Annotated in this window: 27 protein-coding genes; 11 read left to right on the forward strand and 16 right to left on the reverse strand. The window is 68.0% G+C overall.

The genetic code is table 11. The annotated features are described in order from the left end of the window. Positions 1 to 1,064 (forward strand): aminotransferase-like domain-containing protein (locus ACT6S0_RS17035; protein ID WP_444764979.1); only part of this gene is annotated, 1,064 nt, incomplete at its 5' end. 30 nt (positions 1,065 to 1,094) lie between these two features. Here the strand turns inward: ACT6S0_RS17035 and ACT6S0_RS17040 are convergent. Continuing rightward, entirely contained in the window at positions 1,095 to 1,220 is a 126-nt protein-coding gene (locus ACT6S0_RS17040; protein WP_444764980.1) for a hypothetical protein, read from the reverse strand. A gap of 97 nt (positions 1,221 to 1,317) precedes the next feature. Between ACT6S0_RS17040 and ACT6S0_RS17045 the strand changes: the two genes are divergently transcribed. After that, positions 1,318 to 2,010: a hypothetical protein gene (locus tag ACT6S0_RS17045; RefSeq protein WP_444764981.1), complete on the forward strand. Its 693-nt coding sequence runs from the start codon at positions 1,318 to 1,320 to the stop codon at positions 2,008 to 2,010. Positions 2,011 to 2,017: 7 nt separating this feature from the next. Here the strand turns inward: ACT6S0_RS17045 and ACT6S0_RS17050 are convergent, their stop codons facing one another. Together ACT6S0_RS17050 and ACT6S0_RS17055 are read right to left on the reverse strand one after the other, a co-directional pair. Next, positions 2,018 to 2,257, reverse strand: coding sequence for a hypothetical protein (locus tag ACT6S0_RS17050; RefSeq protein WP_444764982.1), 240 nt, complete (start codon positions 2,255 to 2,257; stop codon positions 2,018 to 2,020). A gap of 15 nt (positions 2,258 to 2,272) precedes the next feature. Beyond that, positions 2,273 to 2,791, reverse strand: coding sequence for a hemerythrin domain-containing protein (locus tag ACT6S0_RS17055; protein WP_444764983.1), 519 nt, complete (start codon positions 2,789 to 2,791; stop codon positions 2,273 to 2,275). Between the two features lie 322 nt (positions 2,792 to 3,113). Between ACT6S0_RS17055 and ACT6S0_RS17060 the strand changes: the two genes are divergently transcribed. Both ACT6S0_RS17060 and ACT6S0_RS17065 read left to right on the forward strand, forming a co-directional pair. Next, complete coding sequence (locus ACT6S0_RS17060) at positions 3,114 to 3,785, forward strand: helix-turn-helix transcriptional regulator (RefSeq protein WP_444764984.1); 672 nt, start codon at positions 3,114 to 3,116, stop codon at positions 3,783 to 3,785. Between the two features lie 90 nt (positions 3,786 to 3,875). Continuing rightward, entirely contained in the window at positions 3,876 to 4,508 is a 633-nt protein-coding gene (locus tag ACT6S0_RS17065) for a Crp/Fnr family transcriptional regulator (RefSeq protein WP_444764985.1), read from the forward strand. Positions 4,509 to 4,571: 63 nt separating this feature from the next. Here ACT6S0_RS17065 and ACT6S0_RS17070 read toward each other — a convergent pair whose 3' ends face one another. Beyond that, positions 4,572 to 5,492: a M48 family metallopeptidase gene (locus ACT6S0_RS17070; protein ID WP_444765005.1), complete on the reverse strand. Its 921-nt coding sequence runs from the start codon at positions 5,490 to 5,492 to the stop codon at positions 4,572 to 4,574. A gap of 207 nt (positions 5,493 to 5,699) precedes the next feature. Here ACT6S0_RS17070 and ACT6S0_RS17075 point away from each other — a divergent pair, with 207 nt between their 5' ends. Together ACT6S0_RS17075 and ACT6S0_RS17080 are read left to right on the forward strand one after the other, a co-directional pair. Continuing rightward, positions 5,700 to 6,176 (forward strand): flavin reductase family protein, encoded by a 477-nt coding sequence (locus ACT6S0_RS17075; protein WP_444764986.1) that lies wholly within the window; start codon positions 5,700 to 5,702, stop codon positions 6,174 to 6,176. Between the two features lie 76 nt (positions 6,177 to 6,252). Further along, positions 6,253 to 6,696, forward strand: coding sequence for an SRPBCC family protein (locus ACT6S0_RS17080; RefSeq protein WP_444764987.1), 444 nt, complete (start codon positions 6,253 to 6,255; stop codon positions 6,694 to 6,696). Here ACT6S0_RS17080 and ACT6S0_RS17085 read toward each other — a convergent pair whose 3' ends face one another. Genes ACT6S0_RS17085 through ACT6S0_RS17095 form a run of 3 tightly spaced genes read right to left on the reverse strand, consistent with a single transcriptional unit; the run spans position 6,697 to position 9,427 of the window. Beyond that, positions 6,697 to 8,148 carry a hypothetical protein gene (locus ACT6S0_RS17085; RefSeq protein ID WP_444764988.1) on the reverse strand — a complete coding sequence of 484 codons (1,452 nt, stop codon included), beginning with the start codon at positions 8,146 to 8,148 and terminating at the stop codon, positions 6,697 to 6,699. After that, complete coding sequence (locus ACT6S0_RS17090; RefSeq protein ID WP_444764989.1) at positions 8,148 to 9,035, reverse strand: ABC transporter ATP-binding protein; 888 nt, start codon at positions 9,033 to 9,035, stop codon at positions 8,148 to 8,150. The genes ACT6S0_RS17085 and ACT6S0_RS17090 overlap by 1 nt, the downstream gene beginning before the upstream one ends. Further along, a complete protein-coding gene (locus tag ACT6S0_RS17095) occupies positions 9,032 to 9,427 on the reverse strand; it encodes a GntR family transcriptional regulator (protein ID WP_444764990.1) in 396 nt (131 codons plus the stop codon). Before ACT6S0_RS17095 ends, ACT6S0_RS17090 begins: the two co-directional genes overlap by 4 nt. Positions 9,428 to 9,549: 122 nt before the next feature. On the opposite strand from ACT6S0_RS17095, the gene ACT6S0_RS17100 reads away from it, so the two are divergent. Continuing rightward, positions 9,550 to 9,975 (forward strand): copper chaperone PCu(A)C, encoded by a 426-nt coding sequence (locus ACT6S0_RS17100; protein WP_444764991.1) that lies wholly within the window; start codon positions 9,550 to 9,552, stop codon positions 9,973 to 9,975. A 55-nt stretch (positions 9,976 to 10,030) separates the two neighbouring features. Here the strand turns inward: ACT6S0_RS17100 and ACT6S0_RS17105 are convergent, their stop codons facing one another. From ACT6S0_RS17105 to ACT6S0_RS17145, 9 genes are all read right to left on the reverse strand, one after another. Continuing rightward, positions 10,031 to 10,933, reverse strand: coding sequence for an alpha/beta fold hydrolase (locus ACT6S0_RS17105; RefSeq protein WP_444764992.1), 903 nt, complete (start codon positions 10,931 to 10,933; stop codon positions 10,031 to 10,033). Positions 10,934 to 10,944: 11 nt separating this feature from the next. Next, positions 10,945 to 11,547, reverse strand: a complete 603-nt coding sequence (locus ACT6S0_RS17110; protein WP_444764993.1) for an ATP-dependent Clp protease proteolytic subunit — start codon at positions 11,545 to 11,547, stop codon at positions 10,945 to 10,947. A gap of 72 nt (positions 11,548 to 11,619) precedes the next feature. Continuing rightward, positions 11,620 to 12,021 (reverse strand): PIN-like domain-containing protein, encoded by a 402-nt coding sequence (locus tag ACT6S0_RS17115; RefSeq protein ID WP_444764994.1) that lies wholly within the window; start codon positions 12,019 to 12,021, stop codon positions 11,620 to 11,622. Continuing rightward, a complete protein-coding gene (locus ACT6S0_RS17120) occupies positions 12,018 to 12,725 on the reverse strand; it encodes a DUF433 domain-containing protein (protein ID WP_444764995.1) in 708 nt (235 codons plus the stop codon). Before ACT6S0_RS17120 ends, ACT6S0_RS17115 begins: the two co-directional genes overlap by 4 nt. 55 nt (positions 12,726 to 12,780) lie before the next feature. Beyond that, on the reverse strand, positions 12,781 to 13,605 hold the full coding sequence (locus ACT6S0_RS17125) for an esterase/lipase family protein (RefSeq protein WP_444764996.1): 825 nt from the start codon (positions 13,603 to 13,605) through the stop codon (positions 12,781 to 12,783). A gap of 33 nt (positions 13,606 to 13,638) precedes the next feature. Further along, positions 13,639 to 15,258, reverse strand: a complete 1,620-nt coding sequence (locus ACT6S0_RS17130) for a wax ester/triacylglycerol synthase family O-acyltransferase (protein ID WP_444764997.1) — start codon at positions 15,256 to 15,258, stop codon at positions 13,639 to 13,641. A 111-nt stretch (positions 15,259 to 15,369) separates the two neighbouring features. Further along, a complete protein-coding gene (locus tag ACT6S0_RS17135) occupies positions 15,370 to 15,708 on the reverse strand; it encodes a PspC domain-containing protein (RefSeq protein ID WP_444764998.1) in 339 nt (112 codons plus the stop codon). A 104-nt stretch (positions 15,709 to 15,812) separates the two neighbouring features. Beyond that, positions 15,813 to 17,606 carry an ABC transporter substrate-binding protein gene (locus ACT6S0_RS17140; RefSeq protein ID WP_444764999.1) on the reverse strand — a complete coding sequence of 598 codons (1,794 nt, stop codon included), beginning with the start codon at positions 17,604 to 17,606 and terminating at the stop codon, positions 15,813 to 15,815. A 2-nt stretch (positions 17,607 to 17,608) separates the two neighbouring features. Continuing rightward, positions 17,609 to 19,411: an ABC transporter substrate-binding protein gene (locus ACT6S0_RS17145; protein WP_444765000.1), complete on the reverse strand. Its 1,803-nt coding sequence runs from the start codon at positions 19,409 to 19,411 to the stop codon at positions 17,609 to 17,611. 274 nt (positions 19,412 to 19,685) lie between these two features. Between ACT6S0_RS17145 and ACT6S0_RS17150 the strand changes: the two genes are divergently transcribed. From ACT6S0_RS17150 to ACT6S0_RS17165, 4 genes are all read left to right on the forward strand, one after another. Continuing rightward, positions 19,686 to 20,624: an ABC transporter permease gene (locus tag ACT6S0_RS17150; RefSeq protein ID WP_444765001.1), complete on the forward strand. Its 939-nt coding sequence runs from the start codon at positions 19,686 to 19,688 to the stop codon at positions 20,622 to 20,624. Further along, the gene (locus tag ACT6S0_RS17155; RefSeq protein WP_444765002.1) at positions 20,621 to 21,646 is read left to right on the forward strand and encodes an ABC transporter permease; all 1,026 of its coding nucleotides are present in this window, start codon (positions 20,621 to 20,623) and stop codon (positions 21,644 to 21,646) included. Before ACT6S0_RS17150 ends, ACT6S0_RS17155 begins: the two co-directional genes overlap by 4 nt. Before the next feature lie 118 nt (positions 21,647 to 21,764). Beyond that, on the forward strand, positions 21,765 to 23,450 hold the full coding sequence (locus ACT6S0_RS17160; RefSeq protein ID WP_444765003.1) for an ABC transporter ATP-binding protein: 1,686 nt from the start codon (positions 21,765 to 21,767) through the stop codon (positions 23,448 to 23,450). Between the two features lie 122 nt (positions 23,451 to 23,572). Beyond that, positions 23,573 to 23,908: hypothetical protein (locus ACT6S0_RS17165; RefSeq protein WP_444765004.1), on the forward strand; the 336-nt coding region annotated here is incomplete at its 3' end.

A 23,908-nucleotide genomic window follows, 5' to 3' on the forward strand; every position in this document is an offset into this window, starting at 1 on the left:
CCGCCGTGCAGCGCGGCCTGGCGCGCGCCAGCGCCGGCATGGCTTCGCGCTGCCCGCCCCAGGGCCTGCCGGAGCTGCGCGAGCGCATCGCCACGCTGCTGCGTAGCCAGGGCGTGGCGGTGGACGCCGGGCGTGTGCTGACCACCTATGGCGGCACCCAGGCCATCGACCTGATCTGCCGCGCCTTTCTTCGCCCGGGCGATGCGGTGGCCGTGGAGACGCCGGGCTACTTCCTGCTGTTCGACCGCCTGCGCCAGGCCGGCGTGCACATCGTGCCGGTGCCGCGCCGGCCCGACGGCATCGACCTGCAGGCCCTGGAGGCCGCCTGCACCCAGCACCGCCCGCGCCTGCTCTTCATCCAGAGCGTGCTGCACAACCCGACCGGCTGGGGCAGCACGGCGGCCAACCTGCACCGCGTGCTGCTGCTGGCCCAGCGCCACGATCTGCTGATCGCCGAGGACGACGTGCAGGGGCACTTTCACCCCCAGGTTCCGAACCCGCCGACGCGGCTGGCCCAGCTGTCGGGGCTGGACCGGGTCATCTACTACTCCAGCTTCTGCAAGGCCATGAGCCCCGCGCTGCGGCTGGGCTATGTGGCCGCCGAGCCTGCCCTGCTGAAGCCGCTTCTGCGCGAGAAGATCCTCACCGTGCTGACAACGGCGGCGCTCAACGAATGCGTGCTGCTGGAGGTGCTGGCGGCAGGCCGCTGGCGCAAGCACCTGGACCGGCTGCAGCAGCGCTTGAGCTCGGCCCGCGCCGCCGCCACGCAGCAACTGCGCCAGGCCGGCGTGCTCCTGGAGCATGCGGGCGAGGGCGGCCTCTTCCTGTGGGGCGCGCTGCCCGCCGGCGTCGATGTGGACGGCGTTGTGCGCGAGGCCTTCCGCAGCGGCATCCTGCTGGTGCGCGGCGCCACCTTTGCCGCCGACGGTGCAGCCGATGCCCATATCCGCTTCAACGCCGCCTTCAGCCAGCAGCCACGGCTGGCGGAGTTCCTGCGCGACCAGCTCAGTGCGGCGACCAGCGCGCAGCGCGTTGTCGAGCGGGCGCGTGCGGCGGCGCGTTGAGGCCCGCCGGCGCGGCCTGCATGCGCCGCCTCAGGCGACGCTGACGCCGTCGCCCACGCGGATGGCGCCGCCCTCCAGGATGCGCCCCGGACAGTTGCCCTGGACGCGGCCGTGGATGTGGCCAGGCGGGGTCATGAGCGTCTTCAGGGTTTTCATAGCGCCACCTTAGCTGCAAAGTTCACGGACGCACTGCGCAGCGCTGTCAAGGCCGGCACCCCGCCGCCCGAAGATGCATTCAAAGGAGTGCCTGCCCGTGTTGCGCCGCCTGTTTTCCACCCTCGCTTTCGTGTCCATGGCGCTGTCGCAGACCGCCCAAGCCGCCGATCTGACCGACCTCGAACTGCGCTGGCTCAAGGGCATCTCGCCCGTCGTCGCCCATGCGCGCCAGGGGCTGTCCCTGCCGCTCGATGTCGTCGTGCAACCGCAGGACACGGCCGGCTTGGCGCCGCTGTCGCTGGGGTTTGTCGACGGGCGCTGCAAGCTGGTGCTGTCGATGCGCGGCAACGCCGAGGGCCGGCGCCAGATCGACGCGATCAAGCCGGACTTGCTCAACGCAACGCTGGAGCTGATGGCCGCCCACGAGGTGGGCCACTGCCGCCGCTACCTCGACGGTGCGTGGTACGGCGTGCCGGCCGGCTTCGTCGCGGCGACGCCGCCGGACGGGCTGGCGCCGGACCTGCAGCGCGCCTGGCTGGACATGCGCTCGACACGCCGCGAGGAGGCCTACGGCGACCTGGTCGGTCTGGCGTGGACGCGCGAGCGCCATCCCGCGCTCTATGCGCGCCTGTATGCCTGGCTGGTGGCCCAACGTTCGGCCGAGCTGATTCCCGGCAGCCACCATGACACGCTGCCTTGGCTGGCCCTGGCCAGCGACCCCGCGACGCTGTCGGGCGCCACGATGTTCGAAGCCGCCGACCGGCTCTGGGTGCGCGGGCTGCGCGACTGACGCCGTATCACTGCGCGTCGCGTTTGGCCTTGATGGCGCCGCGGATGTTCAGCGCGGCCAGGCAGACCTGGAGCACGACCAGGGCGTGCGCCGCGGCGGGCACCGCCCAGGCGATCCACAGCACGTTGCTGAGCAGGAAGGCCCAGAACCCCGCATTGCGCCGCTCGGGCCGCTCGGAGGCCACCAGCCAGGCAGCCACCACGGTGACGACCATGGCCGGCCACTGCAGCAGGCCCAGGTCGGGCATGTCCTGCTCCTGCGATCAGTGCGTCATCAGCAGTTGCTGCTTGCGCTCGGCCATCTGCCGGCCCAGCTCGAGCAGGTCCAGCCTGGATTTCTTGGCCTTGGCAAACATCTCGTTCTGCTCTTCCTTGACATGGTGCTTGACGTACTCGCCCATCACCTTGACCTTGGCGTCGTAGTCCTCACCGCTTGGTTCCTGATCACGCACCTGGGCGATCAGGTCCTTGACAGAGGCATGCTCGACCGTGGCCTCGGGCACCAGCTCCTTGTCCTTGAGCGCGGCCTTGAAAGCGGGATAGAAGATTTCCTCTTCGAGCTGGGCGTGCACGGTCAGCTCCTGGCAGATGGTGGCGACGATCTGCTTCTTGCGGTTGACCGAGCGGGCCTTCTCGAACTCCTCGAACAATGCGCTGACCTTCTTGTGGTCTTCCTTCAGCATCGCGATCGCGTCCTGCTGGTGGGTTGAAGTGCGCTTCGGCATGGCCTTGGCGCTGCTGCGCTTGGCGGAGGTGCTGGATTTGGCGGGTGCGGTGGACATGGCGGTCTCCTGTCTGGGTGGCGATGCATGCTCCGTCGCGCGTGATTGGCGAGCCGCCGGCAGGCGCGCCAAGCTGCTGTAGGTTCATGCCGACACGAACAGCGGCGCGTGAACTCTTCATCCTTTGCAGGGATCGGAAGCGACGTGCGCTGCATGCAGCACGCCGCGCGGCAATCCCTAATTTGCCGGTGACGCCTGAGCGACGCTCCGCCGTAAATCATTCACAAATACATCCCGCAACATTTACGCCCCTCGGCAAACGTGCTCTCCTACGCTTTGAGGAAGGTCCGCAAGGGGTGGGCCGAGGAGTGCTTCGATGTGGATGTCCGAGTTTGCACAGACGGGCCAAGTCCCCGGCTCTCGTCCCCGCGAACGCCGTGCGGCGGCTTCGCTGTCCAACCAGTGGCTGGGTTTGGTACTGGAGGAGCTCGACCATGGTGTCGTGTTGCTCAACGGTGCGGCCCGCGTGCTGCACGCCAACCTGGCGGCGCGCGCCTCGCTGGATGACAACCACCCGCTGGAGCTCGTCGGCCAGCACCTGCGCGCGCGCCTGCTGACCGATGCCGTGCCGCTGGCCGAGGCGCTGGAGGGCGCCGAGGCGAGCGGGCGGCGCTGCCTGCTGCGGCTGGGCGACGAGCGCGCCGAATGCGGCCGCGCCAACATCGTCGTCGTGCCGCTCAACCGTGACGTCAGCCAGGCCGCCGTGCTGCTGATCCTGGAGCGCCGACAGCTCTGCGGCGACCTGGCCGCGCAATGGTTCGCGCTGCGCTACCAGCTCACACCGGCGGAGACCGAGGTGCTCAAGGCCCTGTCCAACGGTGTCAAGCCGACCGATGTCGCGCAGCGCCAGGGCGTGGCCATTTCCACGGTGCGCAGCCAGATCCAGAGCATCCGCGCCAAGAGCGGCGCCGACAGCATCGGCGAGCTGATGCGCCAGCTGGCCTTGCTGCCACCGCTGGTGTCGTCGCTGCGCCCCGCCAGGCTCGTCAACTGAGGCAGCGCGCCCCGGTGCCCAGCCGGCGGCCGTGGACGAGGGGCTAACATTCCCGGCACGCTGCGGGCCACATGCCCCGGCGTGACCCGGATGCCTGACGACTCCCTCGACAACGAACTCCTGGCCCTGCCCCCGCCGCTGCGCCTGCTGGCGGCGCGCGGCATGGCACGCAGCTACCGCAAGGGCGTCATGCTGATCGAGGAAGGCTCGGTGGGAGACAACCTCTACCTGATCCTGGCCGGCTCGCTGCGCGCCTACAGCAGCGATGCGCGGGGCCGCGAGATCACCTATGGCGTCTACGGCCCCGGCGAATACGTCGGGGAGATGAGCCTGGACGGCGGCCCGCGTTCGGCCAGCGTCATCACCGAGGTGGCCAGCCGTCTCGTGCTGGTCACGCGCGCCAGCCTGCTGACCCACATCAGCGACCACCCCGAGTTCGCCTTCGAGCTGCTGACCAAGGTCATCCGCCGCGCGCGGGCGGCGACGCTGTCCACCAAGCAGCTGGCGCTCAACGACGTCTATGGCCGGCTGAAGAACCTGGTCGACGCCTCCACCGGCGACGGCAGCCATCTGGCGCTGACCCACCAGGGCATGGCCCAGCGCCTGGGCTGCTCGCGTGAGATGGTGTCCAAGCTGGTCAAGGACCTGGAGCTGGGCGGGTATCTCAAGCGCGTGGCGGCCGGCGAATACCAGCGGCTGAAGAATCTGCCCGCGCGCTGGTAGGCGGGCCACTCGCCCGACGGGCCGGGAGGCGGCCCTGCTCGGCCCGGGCGGAGTCGCCAGATGTCAGCCGTTGGACTGCTGAGCTGTCCTGAGGGGCGGCGCCTCGGGAAAGCGCTGCGGCGGTCGGGGTGCCCGGGCGTAGAGGCCCTGCACCTTGGGCAGGTTGCCCTGAATGTCGCGGATGCGCGTGGCGTTGGCCGGGTGGGTGGACAGCCACTGTGGCGGCGCGCCCTTGTTGGCGCTCATCATCTTTTCCCACAGACGCACGGCGGCACCCGGCTCGTAGCCGGCGCGCGCCGCCAGCTCGATGCCGACGAGGTCGGCCTCGGTCTCGTCTTCGCGGCCGAACTTCAGGTTCAGCAGTTGAGCGCCCATGCCGGCGGCATAGCGGCCCAGGTTGCCCAGGCCGAACAGCGCCGCACCCAGCTCGACGACGACGTTTGTCGCGGTGGATTTGCCGACGCGTTCGCGGGCGTGTTCGCGCAGAGCATGCGCGACCTCGTGGCCCATGATGGCGGCCACCTCGTCGTCATCGAGCCTGAGCTTTTCCAGGATGCCGTAGTAGAAGGCGATCTTGCCGCCCGGCATGCAGAAGGCATTGAGCTGCGGGCTGGCCAGCAGGTTGACCTCCCACTTCCACTGCCGCGCGCGGTCGTTCCATTCGTAGCTGTGCGGAATGATGCGCTGGGCGATGAAGCGCAGCCGCTGCAGCTGCGGGTGCTCCATCGGTGCCAGCGCACGCTGCTGGCCGGCCTCGCGCATCATCTGCGTGTACTGCTGGGCGCCCGCCTGCTCCAACTGGTCGGCCGGCACGAAGCCGGCGAACTTGCTCTTGGGACCAACGTCCACGCCTTCGCGCGCCCAGGCCGGCGTGAAGGCCGGCGACAAAGCGACGGCGCCGATCAGGCCGGTGAACAGGCGGCGGCTGCGCTGCCGTGGCGGTGCGCAGTGGCCCGTGGCGCAGTCCGTGCACGCGCCGAACATGCGCTGCGGCGGGTTGCTGAACTGAAGGTTGTCGTTGGCGATGAGGTCGGCGGCATCCATGGCGGCATTGTGCGATGGCGCCAGCGCCCCGGTCGTAGGACGAGGGCGAGCGCGACAATCGCGATATGAGACTGCCCCCACTCTCGCGTCGCTCGCTGCCCCCCTTGGGGGCATGTCATTGGCTTCGGGCGACCGGGCGCCACTGACATGGACGCCCAGCAATTCCGTGCTGCCCTCGGCATGTTCGCCACCGGCGTGACCATCGTCACCGTCCGCTCGGCGGATGGCGGCCTCGTCGGCCTTACGGCGAATTCCTTCAATTCCGTGTCGCTGGACCCGCCGCTGGTGCTGTGGAGCCTGGCCCGGCGAGCCGGCTCGATGCCGGTGTTCACGCGTGGTTCGCACTACGCCATCAACATCCTGGCGGCCGACCAGAAGGAGCTGGCCCAGCGCTTCGCGACGCGCGACATCGATCGTTTCGCCGGCGTCGCCTGGCGCGAAGGCGCGGGCGGCGCGCCGGTGCTGGAAGGCGCTGTCGCCGTATTCGAGTGCGCCAACCGCAGCCGCTATGAAGAGGGCGACCATGTCATCTTCGTCGGCGAGGTGGAGCGCTGCGCGGCGCGGCTGGGTGCGCAGCCACTGATCTTCCATGGCGGGCGCTACTTCACCGAGCTGCCCCTCTGAGCGTGCGTCGATTCCACGGCGCACCGTTCGTCGTGGCTGCAGAGGGTCCTCCTCTGTCACAACCAGGAAGCGTTCCATGACCAACACCGTCACCCTGCACCGCGTGCTGCGCTGCCCGCCCGAGCGCGTCTACCGCGCCTTCACGACGCCCGCGGCGATGGCCAAGTGGCTGCCACCGCACGGCTTCACCGGCACCGTGCATGAGATGGACGCACAGGTGGGCGGCAGCTACCGGATGTCGTTCACCAACTTCACGAACGACGCCAGCCACAGCTTCGGCGGACGCTATCTGGAACTGGTGCCCGGCCAGAAGCTGCGCTACACGGCCACTTTCGACGACCCCAACCTGCCCGGCGAGATGCAGACCACCGTCGAGCTGAAGGCGGTGTTCTGCGGCACCGAGGTGTGCATCAGGCAGGAGGGCATTCCGGACGTCATCCCGGCCGAGGCCTGCTACCTGGGATGGCAGGAGTCGCTGACGCTGCTGGCGCAACTGGCCGAGCCGGCGATCAACCCATAGTCAGGCTGACAGCCAGCCCGCCGGCAGGGCGGTCGGCGCGGCGCTCAGGCGGCGCCAGCGCCAGGCCAGCAGTGCCGCGGCCAGGGCCGGCATGGCCAGGCCCGGCAGCCACAGCGGCATGCCGAGGTCACGCACCGGCACGTAGAGCAACCCCGCCAGCAGGAAGAAGGCCAGCCACGGCAGCACGGCGCCCAGCGGCGTAGGCGCACGCATCAGGGCGGGCCTGCGTGTCAGGTAGAGCGCGGCCACGGGCAGGGCCGCCAGAGGCAGGCACAGCAGCTGGAAGTGACCGGTCTGGTCGGCCAGCGCCAGCAGGGCCAGCGTGGTCAGGGCCCAGGCGACGCCGAAGTCGCGCAATTGCAGGCGAGCGACCGCCTGGTTGAGCAACCGGCCCTGCGGCATGCCGGGTAGTAAGCGCAGCAGGGCCTGCTCGCGGCGGCTGTGCCACAGGGTGTTGGTCAGCGTGAAGCCCGCGCTGAAGCCGGCACTGGCGATGCCGATGCCGATGCCGAAGGCGCCGTTGCTCAGCATGAGCGCCAGGCTGATGTCGGTCGTGGCCAGCACGAGAGCGAAGGCGATGAGCACCATCAGCGCGACAGCGCCCAGGCTCACCAGCAAAAGCAGCCAGTGCTGGTTGCCATGCAGCACGATCTCGGCACGCGCCATCACGCTGCGCGGGCGGGCGTTGTCGGCGCCGGCCAGCACATGCCGCAGCCAGGCGGAGGTGGCTGTCACGAAGGGCTGGGCCAGCCTCTCCAAGGGCCCGCCCCAGGCGGCGGCGCTCGCCGGCATGCCTTCGAACTGCATCTGCGTCATGGCGCGGCGCATCAGGGTCCGGCGGGCATAGCTGGCCTGGTGGCCGGCGCTGGCGTTGCCGAAGGCGCGTGTCACCAACCAGGCCTGGGCCAGCAGGCTCAGGGCGAGCACGCCCAGCGTGTGGGACGCCCAGAGCGCGGTCAGCGCCTGCCAGACCGGCGCAAACAGGCCGGAGAACGCGCCAGTCACCGGCCACAGCAGCGCGAGCAGCAGCCACAGCCACCACGTCCGCGACGCCCACAGCAGAAAGAAGGCGACCAGGCTGTTGATGAGCAGCAGGAACGGCCAGAACCCGCTGGCCGGCAGCATGAACCAGACCAGGCCCGTGCTCAGCACCGAGCAGAGCGCCCAGCCGAGCAGCGCCGCCTGGCGCAGTGCGCGCAATTGGCCGGGCACGCAGTGCGCCGCATAGGGGTGGTTCTGCTCCTGCAGATTGGCGCAGACCGCCATCCAGGCGCCGTGCACGATCACCAGCAGAATGGCGGCCGGCAACAGCCAGGCGGCCTTCAGCGGCAGCCAGATCAGCCCAGCGACGACGGCCAGCGCCAGCAGCGCGGCAACTACCCAGGGCGAGGCCAGGTGGCGCTGGCGCCAGACCGCCAGCAGCGTCTGCGAGAACTGCGCGGCGGTGCTCATCAGGTCAGCTCCGCGAACAGGTCGTCGAGGTTGACACGGTCCCCGGCCACGCCGGCCGGCAGCGCGGTGTCGGCCGGCAGCCGCGCCAGCACGCGTTCGTGGCCGGCCGCGAGCGGCGTGCGCTTGAGCAGCTCGGCACCCAGACGCGTCATCAGCGTGGCCATCTCGGTGACGCTGCCGGTGAAGGCGCGAACCTGCTCCAACAGCTCGTCCAGCGGCGCCTGCAGCGCGATGCGGCCGCCGCTCATGAAGGCGAGGTTGAAGGCCACGCGCTCCAGGTCGGACAGGATGTGGGTGGAGAACACGACGGTGGCGCCGCGGTCCAGCACCTCGCCCACCAGCTCGCGCAGAAAGTCGCGCCGGCCGGCCGGGTCCAGGCTGGCGACGGGCTCGTCCAGCACCAGCAGGTCGGGCTCGTGGGCCAGCGCGCGGATGATGGACAGGCGCTGCTTCTGGCCGCCGCTGAGCTGGCGGATGGGTTTGTCGCGCGCAATGTCCCAGCGCGACAACAGGCCCTCGACCTTGGCCTCGTTCCAACGCGGGTAGAAGCTGCGGAAGTAGGCCAGCAGCTGGGCCGGCGTGAAGGCCTCGAACAGCTCGCTCTGCTGCGGCACATAGCCGATGCGGGCGCGGGTGGCGTCGTCCAGCTGCTGCACGTCCTGGCCGAACATCTTCACGGTGCCAGCCTGCGGTTCGCGCAGGCCCAGCAGCGCCTCCAGCAACGTCGTCTTGCCAGCGCCGTTGCGGCCCAGCAGGCCGACCACCTGACCGGGCAGCAGCTGCCAGTCCAGGGCGTTCAGCACCATGGGGCCCTTGGGGTAGGACAGGCTGACGCCTTTCAGCTCGGCGCTCGGGGATTCCGTATGGGGAAAGTGCGGCGTGGTCATGGGGCCTTCTCGTCGAGGATGGTCTTGAACAAATTCAGTGCCTGGGCCTTGGAGAGCTCCAGCTGGCGCGCTTCCGCGGCCGCCTTCTCCAGCGTGGGGCGCAGCAGCTCCGCACGGTCGGCAGTCGGCTGCGCGCGCTGGTGCTGGGCCGCCACCACCATCGACAGGCCGCGGCGGCGCTCCAGCACGCCGTCGCTTTCCAGCAGCGAATAGGCCTTGGAGATCGTCATCGGGTGCACGGCCAGCGCCTGTGCCAGCTCGCGCACCGACGGGATCTCGTCGCCCGCCTTCAGCTGCCCGGCCGCCACGCGGCGCTTCACCTGTTCGATGAGCTGGCGGTAGATGGGCTCGGGCGAGCCGGTGTTGATGTGGACGAAGTGGGTGGAATCCATGGGGCTGCCAATGTGTATTAGTACGATAGTACACATAGACAGTGGCTGTCAAATCCCCGCGCTGCGAAGCGCTGCCGCGCAACTGCGCACAATGCGGGCTTTCTTGCTGAAGTCACCCCGCCATGCGCCGTCTGCTGATCGCTTCCGCCCTGTTCGCCGCGCCCTTCACTGCCCAGGCTCAAAGTCCGTCGGTCAAAGTCGACGACCCCTGGGTGCGCGCCACCGTCGCGCCGCAGAAGGCCACCGGCGCCTTCATGCAGCTGACCGCCGCCAGGGCCGTCAAGCTCGTCGCGGCCAGCTCGCCGGTGGCGGCGATGGTCGAGATCCATGAGATGAAGATGGACGATGGCGTCATGAAGATGCGCGCCGTCGACGCGCTGCCGCTGCCGGCCGGCCAGGCCGTGGCGCTGAAGCCGGGTGGCTATCACGTCATGCTGATGGGGCTCAAGAGCCAGATCAAGGCCGGCGAGACGGTGCCTTTGACGCTGACGGTCGAAGGCGAGGACAAGCAGCGCACGGCCGTGGAAATCAAGGCGCTGGCGCGTTGATGTAGCGCCGTATCTGCCGGTTCCATTGCGCCGTTGACCGACGCCCAGCGCTGATTCAGGGCCGGGCCTGGCTGGCGATGGCGCGCACCTCGGCGGCCAGCCGCGCCCACAGCGCCTCGGGCAGGTCGTGGCCCCAGCCCGGCACGATCTCCAGCCGGGCACCGGGAATGCGCTTGGCCAGGTCATGCGCGGCGGCCACCGGGATCAGCGCGTCGTCCTTGCCATGGATGACCAGAGTCGGCGCGGTGATGCGCGACAGGCGTTCGGCGCGGTGCTCATCCGCCGCGATGGCGACGAGCTGGCGCGCGACGGCCTGGGGCCGGAAAGCGCGCTTGACGCTGCGCGCCAGGCGCTCCCGCAGAGCCTGCGGCTGCGGCGGGTAGCCGGGGCTGCCGATGACACCGTACAGGGCGACGAAATGGTCGAGGATGTTCTCGAACCTCTGCTCGGCCGTCGCGCCCGGCCGCGGCCGCGACATCAGCGCGCGCCGCACGCGCCAGCTTTCCTTGGGCAGCCCGCGGTGGCCGCTCGTCGTCATCATCAGCGTGAGGCTCTTGACGCGCTGGCCGTGGGCAAAGCCGAGATGCTGGGCAATCATGCCGCCCATGGACGCGCCGCAGACATGGGCTCGCTCGATACCCAGCGCGTCCAGCACGCCGACGGCGTCGCGCGCGAGGTCGGCCAGTTGGTAGGGCGCCTTGACCGGCAGGTGAAACGTGTGCAGCAGCGCGGCCAGCGGGATGTTGGGCACGCCGAGCTTGTCAAAGGGCTGGCTCAGCCCGACATCGCGGTTGTCGAAGCGGATGACCCGAAAACCCTGGGCCACCAGCTGCTCGACCAAGCCCTCGGGCCAGGCAATGAGCTGCATGCCCAGGCCCATGATCATCAGCAGCGGCTCGCCCGACTCCGGGCCGTGGATGTCGACCTCGATGCGGACGCCGTTGGCGCTGAGCTGCATGCGCTTTGGGATCAACCCAGATCGACCTGGCGCTCGATGACACGCGACACCAGGCCGTAGGCGATGGCCTGATCGGTGCTCATCCAGAAATCGCGCTCAATGTCGATGCGCACGCGCTCCAGCGGCTGGCCTGTCTCGCGCGCGATGGTGGCCGCCAGGCGGTCGCGTGCGCGCAGGATCTCCTTGGCCTGGATGGCGATGTCGCTGGCCTGGCCGCCCGCGCCACCGGCGGGCTGGTGAATCATGAAGCGGGTGTTGGGCAGCGCGAAGCGCCGCTCCTTGGGCACCGACAGGTAGATGTGCGTGCCGGCGCTGGCCACCCAGCCGGTGCCGACCATGTTCACCGGCGCGCGCACGAAACGGATCATGTCGTGGATGGCGTCGCCGCTCTCGACGTGGCCGCCGGGCGAGGAGATCAGCAGCGTGATCGGCGCGTCGGAGTCCTGCGAGAGGGCCAGCAGGCGGCGGCAGGTGGCGTGCGCCATCTTGTCGTCGATCTCGCCAAAGATCATCACGAAGCGGCCCTTGAAGAGCAACTGCTCCTCCATCTTCTCGGGGGCGTCCTTCTTGGCGGCCTTGTCTTTGTCTTCGGCGGCGAGGGTGTGGTGTTGCATGGCTCAGGTCCGGGTTAAGGGCGATACCTTACCGCGAGATGCGAGAAGCTCAGGAACCGTACGGGCTTGTGTCTACAAGCTCAAAAATTTCTTGCTGGACGAGTGCTTCCAGGGAAGCCGGTAGCCGCCACCCTCGGTGAGCCTTGCATGTTCAAGTACCTGCGGCCACCACAGCACAAGTCTGGCAGACTTGAGCCAGAACGGGTGTTTGGACCACTGCGGATCCATGACATAGACAGCATGACCCGCACGGCGCAAGGCTTCGCGCTCCTGGCCGCGACTCTTGGCGAACTTGTCGATGCTGACGATGTACCAGCCTTGTCCCAAGGCAGGAATCCATTCAAGGTCAGGTGTGTTCCCCCTGAACTTGTCGGTCAGATGAAGGACTTCTTCGACGGCCGGCTCCCCCAAACACAGCTCGCGGATTGCATGTGCGAGATCGGGCGGAAGGTTGGCGTCAAAAAGGAACTTCACGCCGCCATCTGAAGCTCGAAGGCTACGGCCGCCTTCACCGCCTGAGGTGTGACGCGGTACAGCCGCGCGACCCTTGCTGCATCTTTTCCCTCGGCGGCGAAGGCCGCAGCAAGCGTGTCTGTGGGTACGCCTGCGTCAGCAATGATCGGTTCGCCGAATTGCACCTCGGGGTCAAGCACGATCACACGTTTCTTGGCAACAGGGAACCAGCGCTGAGCGTGCGCGTTGTCGCCGTACTCGATGCCTTCCAGAAGGCTTGGGCGAATCACCGCGTCTATAGCGAACTGGTTCTTGCGTACGTCGAGTAGTTTTGGGTCGTCGCCTGAACGCTCTACTGCCTCGAGAAAAATCTTTCGCCCGTCCGTGACGAAACGACGTGAATGCAAAGGGTAGTCGCCAAGGGTTTCGCGAGCGACATCAATTGTTGCTCTGATGACCTTCAGGCTGACGCCCTGCTGGACGAAGCGGGCGACGGTGCGCAATTCCAGCAGGTCATGGAAGCCCAGCACTTGCTCGCCGGCAAAGTCTTCGTCGTTCGCGTACTGCAGCGACCACAGCGGCCCCGAGGCTTTGCGGCCGTCAGCGTACTTCCACGAATAACCCTTCAGCCACCGGCGAACTGTGCGCGGCTCCACGCCTACGAGCCTCGCAGCCCGCGGGAGTGGGTACATGCCCGTACCGAGAAGTGAGGGTTGTTGTTCCATGGCGAGCATTCAGTTTACGCCGGCTGACTTCGCGAGACAGCGCGTGTTTGGCGGCTTAATCCGACTGCAACGGCGCCTTGTAGAACCACCGCCGCGCCCCCTTGGGCTCGAACGGCTTCCACTCCCCATCCGGCTGCGCCAGCCGGTCTGCCAGCGCGTAGAGCGCAACCGGGTTCACACCCAGGCCGATATGGCTGGCCTGCACCTCGATGTTCTCCGCCAGCGGCGAGGGCTCGTTGACGCTGCAGCGCCAGGCCACCACGCCGTCGCTCTTGGAGTAGATCGACGTCGTCGGCACCGGCGGCGCGGTCCGGATCTGGGCCATCAGCTCGGGGTCGTTGGCGGCGTGGCCGCTGACCATCTCGAAGAAGCGCCAGGCGTTCGTGGCGCGTGGGTGGCCGGTGAAGGGCGTACCCAGCGTGATGACGCAGCGCGTGATGTCGGGGCATTCCTTGGCCAGCTCGCGGGCGTAGATGCCGCCCAGGCTCCAGCCCAGCAGGCTCACCTTGCGGTGATGGCGCCGGTGCAGGGCCTGCAGGTCGTGCTTGATCTGTTCCAGCACGCCGGCGCGCGGGCCGAAGTTGAAGCCCTGGCCCCAGGGCTGGGTGGCGTAGCCGAGCGAGTCGAGCAGGGCGCGCAGCGGTGCCGTGGTGAGGTCATTCGCGCCCAGGCCGGGGAAGACCATGACGGGATGGCCGTCGCCGTGCGGGAGTTTCTTCAACCAAGGCAGCGTGGCCAGCAGCGCCGCATATTCCCAGGGCGCGCGGCCCTCCAGCATCAGCAGCCAGGCGTTGGGGGCGCGCAGGTCGGACCAGTCGGGGTTGGGGGCGATGGAGGTCTTTTGCCAGTGCGAGAAGCGCGGCGAGCGGGTGGCGGGCATGCAGGGAGCAAGAAAAACGACAGCCCGGAGATGTTAGCCAGCCGCCGCCTTCTTCCGGGGCGTGCTTGCCCGGGGCTTGGGTGTCGCCTTGGCGACGGGCTTGGCGGCAGGCTTCCTGGCAGGTGCCTTCTTCTTCACCACCGGCGCCGGCTCAGGCTCAACCACCTCCGCTACCGGCAGCGCCTGCAACTCCATGAACGCCGCCTCCACATAAGCCGCCAACTCAGCGGTTTCCGGCAGCGCCTCGCCGCAGGCCATCAGGCCGATGTCCAGCGACTGGTTGTAGGTCTGCACCGTCACGTTCAGGGCCAGGCCGTGCACGGCAATCGAAGTGGGGTAGTTGGTCAGCATCTGAGCGCCGGCGAGATACAGCGGCAGCTGCGGCCCCGGCACGTTGGAGATGACGACGTTGGCGATCACCGGCAGCTTCTCGGCCACCTTGGCGCGGCCGTAGAGCATGGCGCCCGCCTGCATCAGCCAGGGGATGCCCAGGCTCGGGAAGTCGGTCGGCATCAGGCTCTTGAGCTGGCTCATCTGCGCCTTCATCGCCTTGCTCGACGCCATGACGTGGGCCAGGCGTTCGCCCGGGTCGGCCAGGTGCGTGCCCAGGCTCATGAAGGTCATCGTGGCCTGGTTGTTGGACGCGGTGTCGCCGGCGGCGCGCGTGGACACCGGCACGGCGGCAATCAGGCTCTTGCGCGGCAGCGGCCCGTGCTTGGCGAAGTAGCGCCGCAGCGCACCGCCGATGACGAAGAGCACGGCGTCATTGACGCTGGCGTGGTGGCGCTTGCGCGTGCGGTTCAACTCGGCCAGCGACAGCGTGACGCCGGCGAAGGACCGCGTGTCGGACAGGCTCACGTTCAGACGCGTGCGCGGTGCCGGGCCGAGTGTCGAGACGGCCGTCTTGCCGCGCACGACGGCGGTGGTCTGCGCCGCAACGCCGGCCAGCAGGTTGCGCAGCTTGTCGACCGAGGCGCCGGCTGCGGCGCCGCCCACGTAACCTGCCGCCATGTTGCCCAGGATGCTGGCCGCGTTGGGCAGCGAGCGGGCCAGCTTGACGGTCTGCTGCCACTGCTGGGACACGGCCGCGCGCAGCATGCCGACGGTGCCGAGCTGCCCGCGCTTCTTGCCGCGCGCGGCCAGGGCTTCGATGCTGCGCGGCTCGGGGCTCAGATCGAGGATGACCTGGGCCAGCGCGACGGCGGCCTGGCCGTCGACCGCGGCGTGATGCAGCTGGGTGTAGAGGGCCACGCGCGGCTGGCCATCCGGCCCGGACTCGACGCCGGTGAAGACATGGAATTTCCACAGCGGACGAGCCCGGTCCAGCAGCACCGGGTGCAGCGCGCCGACCTGGGCTTCCAGCTCGGCCATGCCGCTGTGCTCGGGCAGGGAGACTTCGACGATGTGCTGTTCGAGGTCGGGGTCGGCGTCCACCCAGCCGGGGTTGGACAGGCCCAGCGGCATGGTGATGAGACGGCGGCGCAGGGCCGGCAGCAGCGGCATGCGCGCGCGCATGTGCTCGCGCAGGTCCTCGACATAGTCGCCGTCGTAGCCGGCCGGCAGTTCCAGCAGATGCAGGGCGCCGACATGCATCGGCATCTGCGGCGTTTCCAGGTAGAGGAAGCTGGCGTCGAGGCCGGCGAGCTGTTTCATCCGCTGTCTCCGGAGTTGTCGGTCCAGCATACCGACGATTCAGCGGAGGGCCCTTCGGGGCCGACCACGCCCGCCCCCTTGCGGGGGCCGGCGAAGCCGGCGCGGTTGGCCCTATTCCTCCGGAACGAAGATCCAGAGCAGGATGTAGACCAGGATGCCGCTGCCAAAGGCCAGGAAGAGCACCGTGAAGATCAGGCGCCAGATCCATGAATCCAGGTTGGTCGCACGGGCAATGCCGCCGCAGACGCCGCCGATCCAGCGGTCCACGCGGGCGCGGCGCAGGCCATTGACGGCACTGACGCCGGGGGCCGGTGCCGCACCGGTGATGTAAGGGCCGGCGTGGGGCTGGCCGCTCAGCACGCGCGCTTTGGCCTTGGCGAATTCCTCGTCGTTCAGCACGCCGCGCGCATGCAGTTCGGCCAGCTTGTTGAGTTCTTCTGCGTCGTTCATCCCGGACTCCTTTCGGTGTTGATGAGGCGAAGCCTAGCGGCAGGGCGCGTGCCCGCCACCGCAGTGCGACAGGCCGTCGATTCCTTGGGACGCGCCCGGCGATTTCAGCGGACGGGCCGCTTGCTCTCGTCGATGTCGACGTATTCCCACCAGTTCTGAACGAACATCGGCCGCCGGAAACCACGCAGCTGCGCGCGCTCGATGTCCAGCAGGAAGCGGTGGCCCTTGAGCTTGTAGGGCATGTAGGCCACGCCGATGCGGCGCAGGCGGTCCAGCTTGGCCAGGCGATCAGGGCCGTCGGGCATGGTGGCGATGTCCTCAACCAGGCGGTCGGCCTCGGGGAGGCTGAAGCGGGCGATGTTGTTGCCGCCAGCATGCGTGCTCGACAGCCGCGTCGCGGCGCTGTAGGCGTCGGGCTGGGCTGAAGAGTAGCCCACCATCCACATCTGCAGCTTGCCGGCCCGGGCGGTCTTGAGTTGCTCAGGCCACTTCGCCGTCTTGAACGGGATGCACAGGCCGATGCGGCGCATGTCCTTGTTGAACAGGTCGTCGATGGGGCGCTGGATGCCCTCCGGCGTGGTGGACATCTCCAGCTTCAGCGGGCCGCCGTCGGGGGCGTCGCGGCAGCCGTCACCGTTGCGGTCGATATAGCCGTACAGGTCCAGCAGGGCCTTCGCCCTGGGCGGGTCGAAGTCGCCGTTCTCACTCTTGAACGTTGGGTCATAGCCAAGAGTGTGGGGCGGGAAGTTGCTCTGCGCCGGGATGGCCTGACCGCCGCGAACGAGGCGAATTTCTCGCTCTACGTCCATGGCCAGCGCAATGGCACGGCGCAACGCGATCTGGTGCGGAGCCAGGCCGCCGACGACCGGATCCTCCATGTTGAAGAACATCAGGAAGACGTCTGACCCCAGCGTGCGGTGCAGCTTCATGCCCTGCTTGGCCAGGTTGGGCGCCAGCTGGCTGTTGGGCGCGGCGATGCCGACGAAGGGCTCGGGCACGCGCTCCAGGAAGTCATGCTCGCCACCGACGAAGCTCAGCCAGCGCGGCTGGTCCTCGGCCAGGATGCTGATCTCGACGCGATCGATCATCGGCAGGCGCCGGCCCTGGAAGCGAGTCAGCAAGGCCTGGCCCTCCGCGTCGTCGGGCAGCGGGTTGGCATCGTAGGTGCGCTGGCGGTACCCCGGGTTCTTCTCCAGCACGATGAGGCTGCCGCGCCGCCATTGCTTGAGCATGAAGGGCCCGGTGCCCACCGGGCGGGCCATGGTCTGGTCGCCGGCGGCCTCGATGACCTCGCGCGCCACGGCACCGAACAGGTCGGAGAGCGTGATTTCCTGCAGGAAGCGCGGGTTGGGCTTGTCGAGCTGGAAGCGCAGCGTGTAGCGGTCCAGCAGCTGCAGCCCCGGGATCGGTTTGTCGTAGTCGAAGTCCCGCCTGGCCTTGATGGCCGCTTCGCGCGCCGCCTTCAGGCCGGTCAGGTGCCAGCCTTCAACGGTGCTCCAGGCCGGGCTGGCCACCTTGGGGTCGGCAAAGCGCTTGAAGCTGTAGACGTAGTCGGCGGCGGTCAGCTCGCGCTTCTTGCCGCCGAAGGCCGGGTCGTCCTGGAAGTGGATGCCCGGCCGCACGCGCGCCGTCCACTGCGTGAAGTCGGCGTTGGGCGTCGGCAGCTCGACGGCGGTCAGGGGTTTGAGCTGGACCGGCCGGGCCAGGTAGTCGTAGCTGACCAGGGCTTCGAATATGTGCCCGGTGACCGTGCGCGAGTACAGGTCCAGGATCTTGGCCGGGTCGAAGCCGGTCTCGGCCACGCGGAAGGCGTAGCGCAGCGTCTTCGGCGCAGACGCCGCCGGGTCGGCCTGCGCCGTGCTAACCATCAAACTCAGGGCAAGCAGCAGCGCGCGCATGTTCAACGCTCCGCCGCGCGCTTGGCGGCCATGTCGACGTCGATGTATTGCCAGAAATCTCGGCGGAAGATGTTGCGCTCCGCGCCGATGACCCAGGGGTGGCTGAGGTCGGTCCAGACGCGGTGGCCGCTGATCTTGTAGGGCATGTAGGCGACCGCAAGCTTGTTGGCCTGGTCCATGGCCTGCTGGCGCTCGGGTCCGTTGGGCAGCACGGCCTGCTGTTCGTAGAGGCGGTTGAACTGGGGCAGGTCAAAGCGGCTGTGGTTGGCCTGGCCGGCGTTGGGGCCGTAGCCCAGGGCCAGGTGGTAGCCGGCGTCGGGTGTCGTTGCCACCCAGGCCACATTCCACATCTGCAGCTTGCCGCTGCGGCTGGCCTTGAGGTTCTCGGGGAACTTGGCCTGCTTGAAGCTGATGCGCACGCCGATGGCGCGCAGCGCCTTCTCCATCAGCTCATCGAGCACGCGGTAGTCGGCCGTGGGCTGAGTGGCCCGCTCCAGGCGCAGCGGGCTGCCGTCGGGGCGTTCGCGCCAGCCGTCGCCGTCGACGTCCTTAAAGCCGTGCAGGTCCAGCAGGGCCTTGGCCTTGGCGACGTTGTGCTCGCTCATCTCGGTTTTGAGGTCGGCCCGGTAGCCCCAAGTGCCGGGCGGCATCAAGCCTTGAGCCGGCACCATTTGCCCCTTGCGCGCCAGGCGGATCTCGCGGTCCACGTCGTAAGCCAGACCGATGGCGCGGCGCAGTGCCACCTGGGCCGGCTCGTAGCCGCCGACGACCGGGTCGGTCATGTTGAAGAAGGTGAAGCTGATGTCGGCCCCCGGGTAGCGGTTCATCTTGATGTTGCGCTTGGCCAGATTGGGGGCCAGCTGGCCGTTGGGCGCAGCGACGGTGATGAACTCGAAGGGCACCTCCTGCATGTAGTCGGCCTCCTCGCTCAGGAAGGACAGCCAGCGCGGCTGCGGCTCCTCGATGATGGCCACCTCCAGCCGGTCGATCATGGGCAGCTTGCGGCCCTTGAACTTTGCCGCTGCGGCCTGCAGGTGCGGGCGGTCGGCAGGGGCTTCCTCGTTGTAGAACTCGTCGCGGTAGGCCGGGTTCTTGACCAGCACGATGCGGCTGGAGCGACGCCATTCGTCGCGCTTGAGCATGAAGGCGGCCGTGCCCACCGGATGCTCGCCGACGCGGTCGCCGTAGAACTCCACCACCTCGCGGGCCAGCGCCGCCGCCATCGGGTTGGCGAGGTTGTTGACGAAGCGCGGGTCGGGCTTGGAGAGCTTGATCTGCCAGGTGTATTTGTCCAGCACCTTCAGGCCCTCGACCGGCGTGTCGTAGTCCAGGCCGTTCTTGTTCTTCATAGCCTTCTGGCGCAGCTCGCTCAGGCCTAGCAGGCCGGCGTTCTCCATGATGTAGAGGTTGGGGCTGTTGATCTGCGGGTCGTAGTGGCGCTTGAGCGAGTAGACGTAGTCGGCCGCCACCAGCTCGCGCTTTTGGCCCTTGAAGGCCGGGTCGTCGTGGAAGTACAGGCCCGGCCGCACCTTGAAGGTGAGGGTCTTGAAGTCCGCCGAAATCTCGGGCAGCTCGCAGCCGGAGGGCTCCAGCTTGAAGGGCCGTGCCAGATAGGCCCAACGCACCGGTGCATCGAACATGCCGGTGATCAACGTGTTGGAGTAGGTGTCGGAGACCTTGGCCGGGTCGAAGCTGGTGATGTCGCTGCGGAAGGCATAGCGGAGGACCTTGGGCTCGGGGCTGGATTGCACTGGCGCAGCCGCCAGCAAACACGCGGACAGCGCCGCAACCATGAGCTTTTTCATCCGGACTCCACAACGCAAACGAAGGCGCCGCAGCCTGGATGGCCTGCGGCGCAGCGGCGCTGAGTGTAGGCAAAAGGCGGCAGGCTTCGTTGCCGGAAAAGCCCGGGTGCCCGGCTGGCGCATTGACAATTCAGGCTGCACCGCTGGCTAACCCCATCCAGGTGACTCCCTGGCGTCACCTAGACTGCGGGCCCTCGTGCCGTGTGGCATGCAGTCATGAACCCCGCTCGGCGGGGTTTGCTTTGTAGGTGTTGTTAGAGGAAGGGGCCGCCCCATGACGGCTTATCTGATTCGGCGCCTGTGGCAAATGGTTCCCACCTTGCTGGGTGTCGTGCTGCTGGTGTTTTTCCTGTTCAAGTTCTTTGGCGGCGATCCCGCCGAGATCATGGGCGGCATGGCCGCCACCGAGGAGCAGATCAACGCGATCCGCGAACAGCTGGGGCTCAACGAGCCCTGGTGGGTGCAGCTGGGCATCTTCCTCCAGCAGATCGTCACCTTCGACTGGGGCAAGAGCTGGGCCACCAACGAGCCGGTCGCGCAGCTCTTCATGAGCCGCCTGCCTGCCACGCTGACGGTGATGCTGCCCATCCTGCTGCTGGAAGTGCTGCTGGCCATCCCGCTGGCCATGGGCGTGGCCTATGTGCGCGGCAGCCTGACCGACCGCGCGGTGATGATCTCCACCACCATCGCGGTGTCCATCTCGCTGCTGGTCTACGTCATCGTCTTCCAGTACTTCTTCGCCTTCCGGCTGGGCTGGTTCCCGGTGCAGGGCTGGAGCGATTCGTTCTGGACCAACCTGACGACCTACACGCCGCTGCCCGTCATCGTCGTCTCGCTGGTGGCGCTGGCGCCGCAGACGCGGCTGTACCGCAGCTTCTTCCTGGATGAGCTGGGCCACGACTACGTGCGCACCGCGCGCGCCAAGGGCCTGCCCGAGAAGACCGTGCTGATGAAGCATGTGCTGCGCAACGCCCTCATCCCCATCATGACCAACGTCTCGGTGCTGCTGCCGGGCGTGTTTGTGGGCAGCTTCCTGATCGAGGTGTTCTTCTCCATCCCCGGCCTGGGCCGCGAGATCCTGCTGGCCGTCAACCGCAGCGACTACCCCGTCATCCAGGCCTTCGCCATCTACCTGGCCGCCATCACCATGCTGGTGAATCTGATCACCGACCTGCTCTACAGCCTGGTCGATCCGCGCGTGGTGCTCAAGTGAGCGCGGCCGTCAATCAATCCCGGGGTGTCTGGGCCCTGGCCTGGACGCGGCTGAAGGCCGACCGCGTCGGCATGGTCTGCCTGTGGATCGTCGCCGCCTTCATGCTGCTGGTGGCGCTGACCGCCGCCGACGTGGTGGCCGGCAGCTGGCAGAAGGAGATTGGCGTGCCGAATGCGCCGCCCCATGTCGTCGGCCCCAAGCCGGCGGAAGCCCTCGGTGCGATCGAGGTGCCCAAGGGCCCGAACGTCGACCTGTCCGACATCGACCCGCTGGCGCCGCGCTATGCCGAGTGGGAAGAGGCGGCCAAGAAGTACAAGACCGAGGAAGTCAACCGCGCCGAGACGCTGCCGCTGGGCGCCGATCGTCTGGGTCGAGACATCCTGCAGAAGGTGCTCAAGGGCGCCGAGGTCAGCATCGTCGTCGGCCTGCTGGCGGCCGTTGTAGCCACCTTCATCGGCACGCTGCTGGGCGCCATCTCGGGCTTTTTCGGCGGCAAGATCGGCGACCTGCTGGAGTGGGTCTACAACGTCTTCACCGCCATCCCGTCCATCCTGCTGATCTTTGCCTTTGCGGTGATCTTCGGCCGCGGCGTCATGTCGGTGGTGCTCATCCTGGGCCTGACCGGCTGGACCGGTATCTACCGCCTGGTGCGTGCCGAGTTCATGAAGCACCGTCAGCGCGACTATGTGCGCTCGGCCGAGGCCATCGGCGCCAGCAACGCGTCGCGCATGTTCAAGCACATCCTGCCCAACGTCTCGCATGTGGCCCTGGTGCAGCTCAGCCTGCATGTGGTCAGTTTCATCAAGAGCGAGGTCATCCTGAGCTATCTGGGCCTGGGCGTCAGCGTTGACCAGGTGTCATGGGGCACCATGCTGGCCGAAGCGCAGAGCGAACTCATCCTGGGCTACTGGTGGCAGCTGGCTGCCGTGACCGTCACGATGGCGGTGTTCGTAACGGCGTTCGCGCTGTTCACGGACGCGTTGCGTGATGCGCTGGACCCGAAGCTCAGGGGTCTTGAATGAACCATCAGAAAAGGCAACCACAGAGGCACAGAGACACGGAGAAATTCAGACCTCCGGCTTGCGCTTTCTCTCTGTGCCTCTGTGTCTCTGTGGTTGCATTTCAATGAACGGAACGAACATGCTCTTGAGCATCCAAGACCTCAAGGTCGCCTTCCGCCTCGGCAAGGAACACGGCGAGCAGCAGCGCGCGCTGGCCGTCAAGGGCGTCAGCTTCGACATTCCCGAGAACAGCACGGTCGCCCTGGTCGGCGAGTCGGGCTCGGGCAAGTCGGTGACGGCCATGTCCATCCTCAACCTGCTGCCAACGAACGCCGAACGCAGCGGTCGCATCCTGTTCCAGGGTCGCGACCTGCTGCAGGCCGGACCGCGCGAGCTGCTGGCCATGCGCGGCAAGGAGATCGCCTGCGTCTTCCAGGACCCGATGAGCTCGCTCAACCCGGTCTTCACCGTGGGCCAGCAGCTGGTGGAGCCGCTGATCACCCACCTGCGCATGTCGGCCAAGCAAGCCCTGGTGCGCGCCGAGGAACTGCTGCACGAGGTTGGCATTCCCGAGCCCAAGCGCCGGCTCAAGGCCTACCCGCACGAGATGAGCGGCGGCCAGCAGCAGCGCGTGATGATCGCCATGGCACTTGCCTGCGAGCCCAAGCTGCTGATCGCCGACGAGCCCACCACCGCGCTGGACGTCACCATCCAGCGCCAGGTCATGGAGCTGATGGGCAAGCTCAAGGACAAGCACCGCATGTCCATGCTTTTCATCAGCCACGACCTGGGCGTGGTGGGCGAGATCTCCGACCACGTCGTCGTCATGCGCCACGGCGAGATCCGCGAGAAGGCGCCCGTTGCCGACATCTTCAACGCGCCGCAGGACGGCTACACCAAGGCCTTGCTGGCCTGCCGCCCGTCGTTGAGCGAGAACCCGGCGCGGCTGATGGTCATCGACGACCACATCGCTGGCAAGGCAGCGGACAACAATCACCGCGCCAAGGACCCGCAGGCGCCGGTGATCCTGCAGGTGCGCGGACTGCGCAAGAGCTTCTGGCTCAAGGCCGGCCTGTTCGGCAAAAAGGAGTTCCGGGCCGTCAAGGGCGTGGACTTCGACCTGCGCAAGGGCCACACACTGGGCGTGGTCGGCGAGTCCGGCTCGGGCAAGACCACGATGGGGCTGACGCTGCTGCGGCTGCATGAACCCACTGGTGGCTCGGTGATGTTCGAGGGCCGCGACCTGCTGACCATGGGCCGCGGTGACTGGTTGCAGATGCGCCGCCGCATCCAGGTCGTGTTCCAGAACCCCTATGCCTCGCTGAACCCGCGCTTCACCATCGGCCAGACGCTGCGCGAGCCGATGGAGATCCACGCCATCGGCGCCAACACGGCCGAGGGCGGGGCGCGCGCCGTCGCGCAGCTGAACAAGGTCGGCCTGGCCGAGAGGGCCATGGCCAAGTACCCGCCCGAGTTGTCGGGCGGCCAGCGCCAGCGCATCGCCATCGCGCGCTGCCTGACGCTGCAGCCCGAGGTGCTGGTGCTGGATGAGGCCGTGTCGGCGCTGGACGTGTCGGTGCAGGCTCAGGTGCTCAACCTGCTGAAGGACCTGCAGGACGAGTTCGGACTGAGCTATATCTTCATCAGCCACGACCTGGCGGTGGTCAAGTTCATCTCGGACGAGGTGCTTGTGATGCAGAACGGCGACGTCGTCGAGCAGGCCCTCACGCATGACCTCATCGCCGCGCCGCGTGAGGAGTACACGCGCCGCCTGCTCGGCGCCGTGCCGCGCGGCTACCAGGGGCCGGCTCCTGGGGCCGCCTAGCCGGGCGATGCCATGCGTGGCGTGCAATTTCAACGGTCTTGCGCGTATCCGCCGCGACAGGCCCGCTGAACCGCGCTGAAATCGCTGGCACCGGGCGGCACAACCGCCCTCCTGCCGCTCCGATGCACCCCTTCCTGGCTCCACGATCGACGCTCTGCGCGGCGCTGGCTGCGTTGGCGTTGCTGTGCGCCTGTTCCCCGGGCGGTGGCGGCGGGTTGCCTGCGTCGGCTGCCGCAGTGTCCGCGGAGCTGGACGACGGCCTGGCGCGCGACCTAGAGCGTATCGAGCGCGGCGGGCGTGCCAGGCCCGCCGAACTCGAGCTGGAGCTGCGTGCCCGTGGCGAGCACCTGGCGCCAGGCAGCGCCGCGCAGCTGGACGTGATGGCCCTGCGCGGCCTGCTCGCCGCGTTGGCGCGCGACCGCGCCCTGGCCGACCAGATCGCCCAGCAACTGCGCGAC

Origin of the sequence: Roseateles sp. (assembly GCF_052436255.1) — a bacterium.
GTDB lineage: Bacteria > Pseudomonadota > Gammaproteobacteria > Burkholderiales > Burkholderiaceae_C > Pelomonas.

What these genes read in the sequence shown, in the direction of transcription:
- ACT6S0_RS17140 (WP_444764999.1), bottom strand. Translation starts at nt 17,606, where the DNA reads ATGCGCGCGCTGCTGCTTGCCCTGAGTTTGATGGTTAGCACGGCGCAG.
- ACT6S0_RS17040 (WP_444764980.1), bottom strand. Translation starts at nt 1,220, where the DNA reads ATGAAAACCCTGAAGACGCTCATGACCCCGCCTGGCCACATCCACGGC.
- ACT6S0_RS17130 (WP_444764997.1), bottom strand. Translation starts at nt 15,258, where the DNA reads ATGAAACAGCTCGCCGGCCTCGACGCCAGCTTCCTCTACCTGGAAACG.
- ACT6S0_RS17065 (WP_444764985.1), top strand. Translation starts at nt 3,876, where the DNA reads ATGCCTGACGACTCCCTCGACAACGAACTCCTGGCCCTGCCCCCGCCG.
- ACT6S0_RS17055 (WP_444764983.1), bottom strand. Translation starts at nt 2,791, where the DNA reads ATGTCCACCGCACCCGCCAAATCCAGCACCTCCGCCAAGCGCAGCAGC.
- ACT6S0_RS17075 (WP_444764986.1), top strand. Translation starts at nt 5,700, where the DNA reads ATGGACGCCCAGCAATTCCGTGCTGCCCTCGGCATGTTCGCCACCGGC.
- ACT6S0_RS17060 (WP_444764984.1), top strand. Translation starts at nt 3,114, where the DNA reads ATGTCCGAGTTTGCACAGACGGGCCAAGTCCCCGGCTCTCGTCCCCGC.
- ACT6S0_RS17110 (WP_444764993.1), bottom strand. Translation starts at nt 11,547, where the DNA reads ATGCAACACCACACCCTCGCCGCCGAAGACAAAGACAAGGCCGCCAAG.
- ACT6S0_RS17150 (WP_444765001.1), top strand. Translation starts at nt 19,686, where the DNA reads ATGACGGCTTATCTGATTCGGCGCCTGTGGCAAATGGTTCCCACCTTG.
- ACT6S0_RS17135 (WP_444764998.1), bottom strand. Translation starts at nt 15,708, where the DNA reads ATGAACGACGCAGAAGAACTCAACAAGCTGGCCGAACTGCATGCGCGC.
- ACT6S0_RS17125 (WP_444764996.1), bottom strand. Translation starts at nt 13,605, where the DNA reads ATGCCCGCCACCCGCTCGCCGCGCTTCTCGCACTGGCAAAAGACCTCC.
- ACT6S0_RS17080 (WP_444764987.1), top strand. Translation starts at nt 6,253, where the DNA reads ATGACCAACACCGTCACCCTGCACCGCGTGCTGCGCTGCCCGCCCGAG.
- ACT6S0_RS17095 (WP_444764990.1), bottom strand. Translation starts at nt 9,427, where the DNA reads ATGGATTCCACCCACTTCGTCCACATCAACACCGGCTCGCCCGAGCCC.
- ACT6S0_RS17105 (WP_444764992.1), bottom strand. Translation starts at nt 10,933, where the DNA reads ATGCAGCTCAGCGCCAACGGCGTCCGCATCGAGGTCGACATCCACGGC.
- ACT6S0_RS17145 (WP_444765000.1), bottom strand. Translation starts at nt 19,411, where the DNA reads ATGAAAAAGCTCATGGTTGCGGCGCTGTCCGCGTGTTTGCTGGCGGCT.
- ACT6S0_RS17100 (WP_444764991.1), top strand. Translation starts at nt 9,550, where the DNA reads ATGCGCCGTCTGCTGATCGCTTCCGCCCTGTTCGCCGCGCCCTTCACT.
- ACT6S0_RS17090 (WP_444764989.1), bottom strand. Translation starts at nt 9,035, where the DNA reads ATGACCACGCCGCACTTTCCCCATACGGAATCCCCGAGCGCCGAGCTG.
- ACT6S0_RS17085 (WP_444764988.1), bottom strand. Translation starts at nt 8,148, where the DNA reads ATGAGCACCGCCGCGCAGTTCTCGCAGACGCTGCTGGCGGTCTGGCGC.
- ACT6S0_RS17070 (WP_444765005.1), bottom strand. Translation starts at nt 5,492, where the DNA reads ATGTTCGGCGCGTGCACGGACTGCGCCACGGGCCACTGCGCACCGCCA.
- ACT6S0_RS17050 (WP_444764982.1), bottom strand. Translation starts at nt 2,257, where the DNA reads ATGCCCGACCTGGGCCTGCTGCAGTGGCCGGCCATGGTCGTCACCGTG.
- ACT6S0_RS17160 (WP_444765003.1), top strand. Translation starts at nt 21,765, where the DNA reads ATGCTCTTGAGCATCCAAGACCTCAAGGTCGCCTTCCGCCTCGGCAAG.
- ACT6S0_RS17120 (WP_444764995.1), bottom strand. Translation starts at nt 12,725, where the DNA reads ATGGAACAACAACCCTCACTTCTCGGTACGGGCATGTACCCACTCCCG.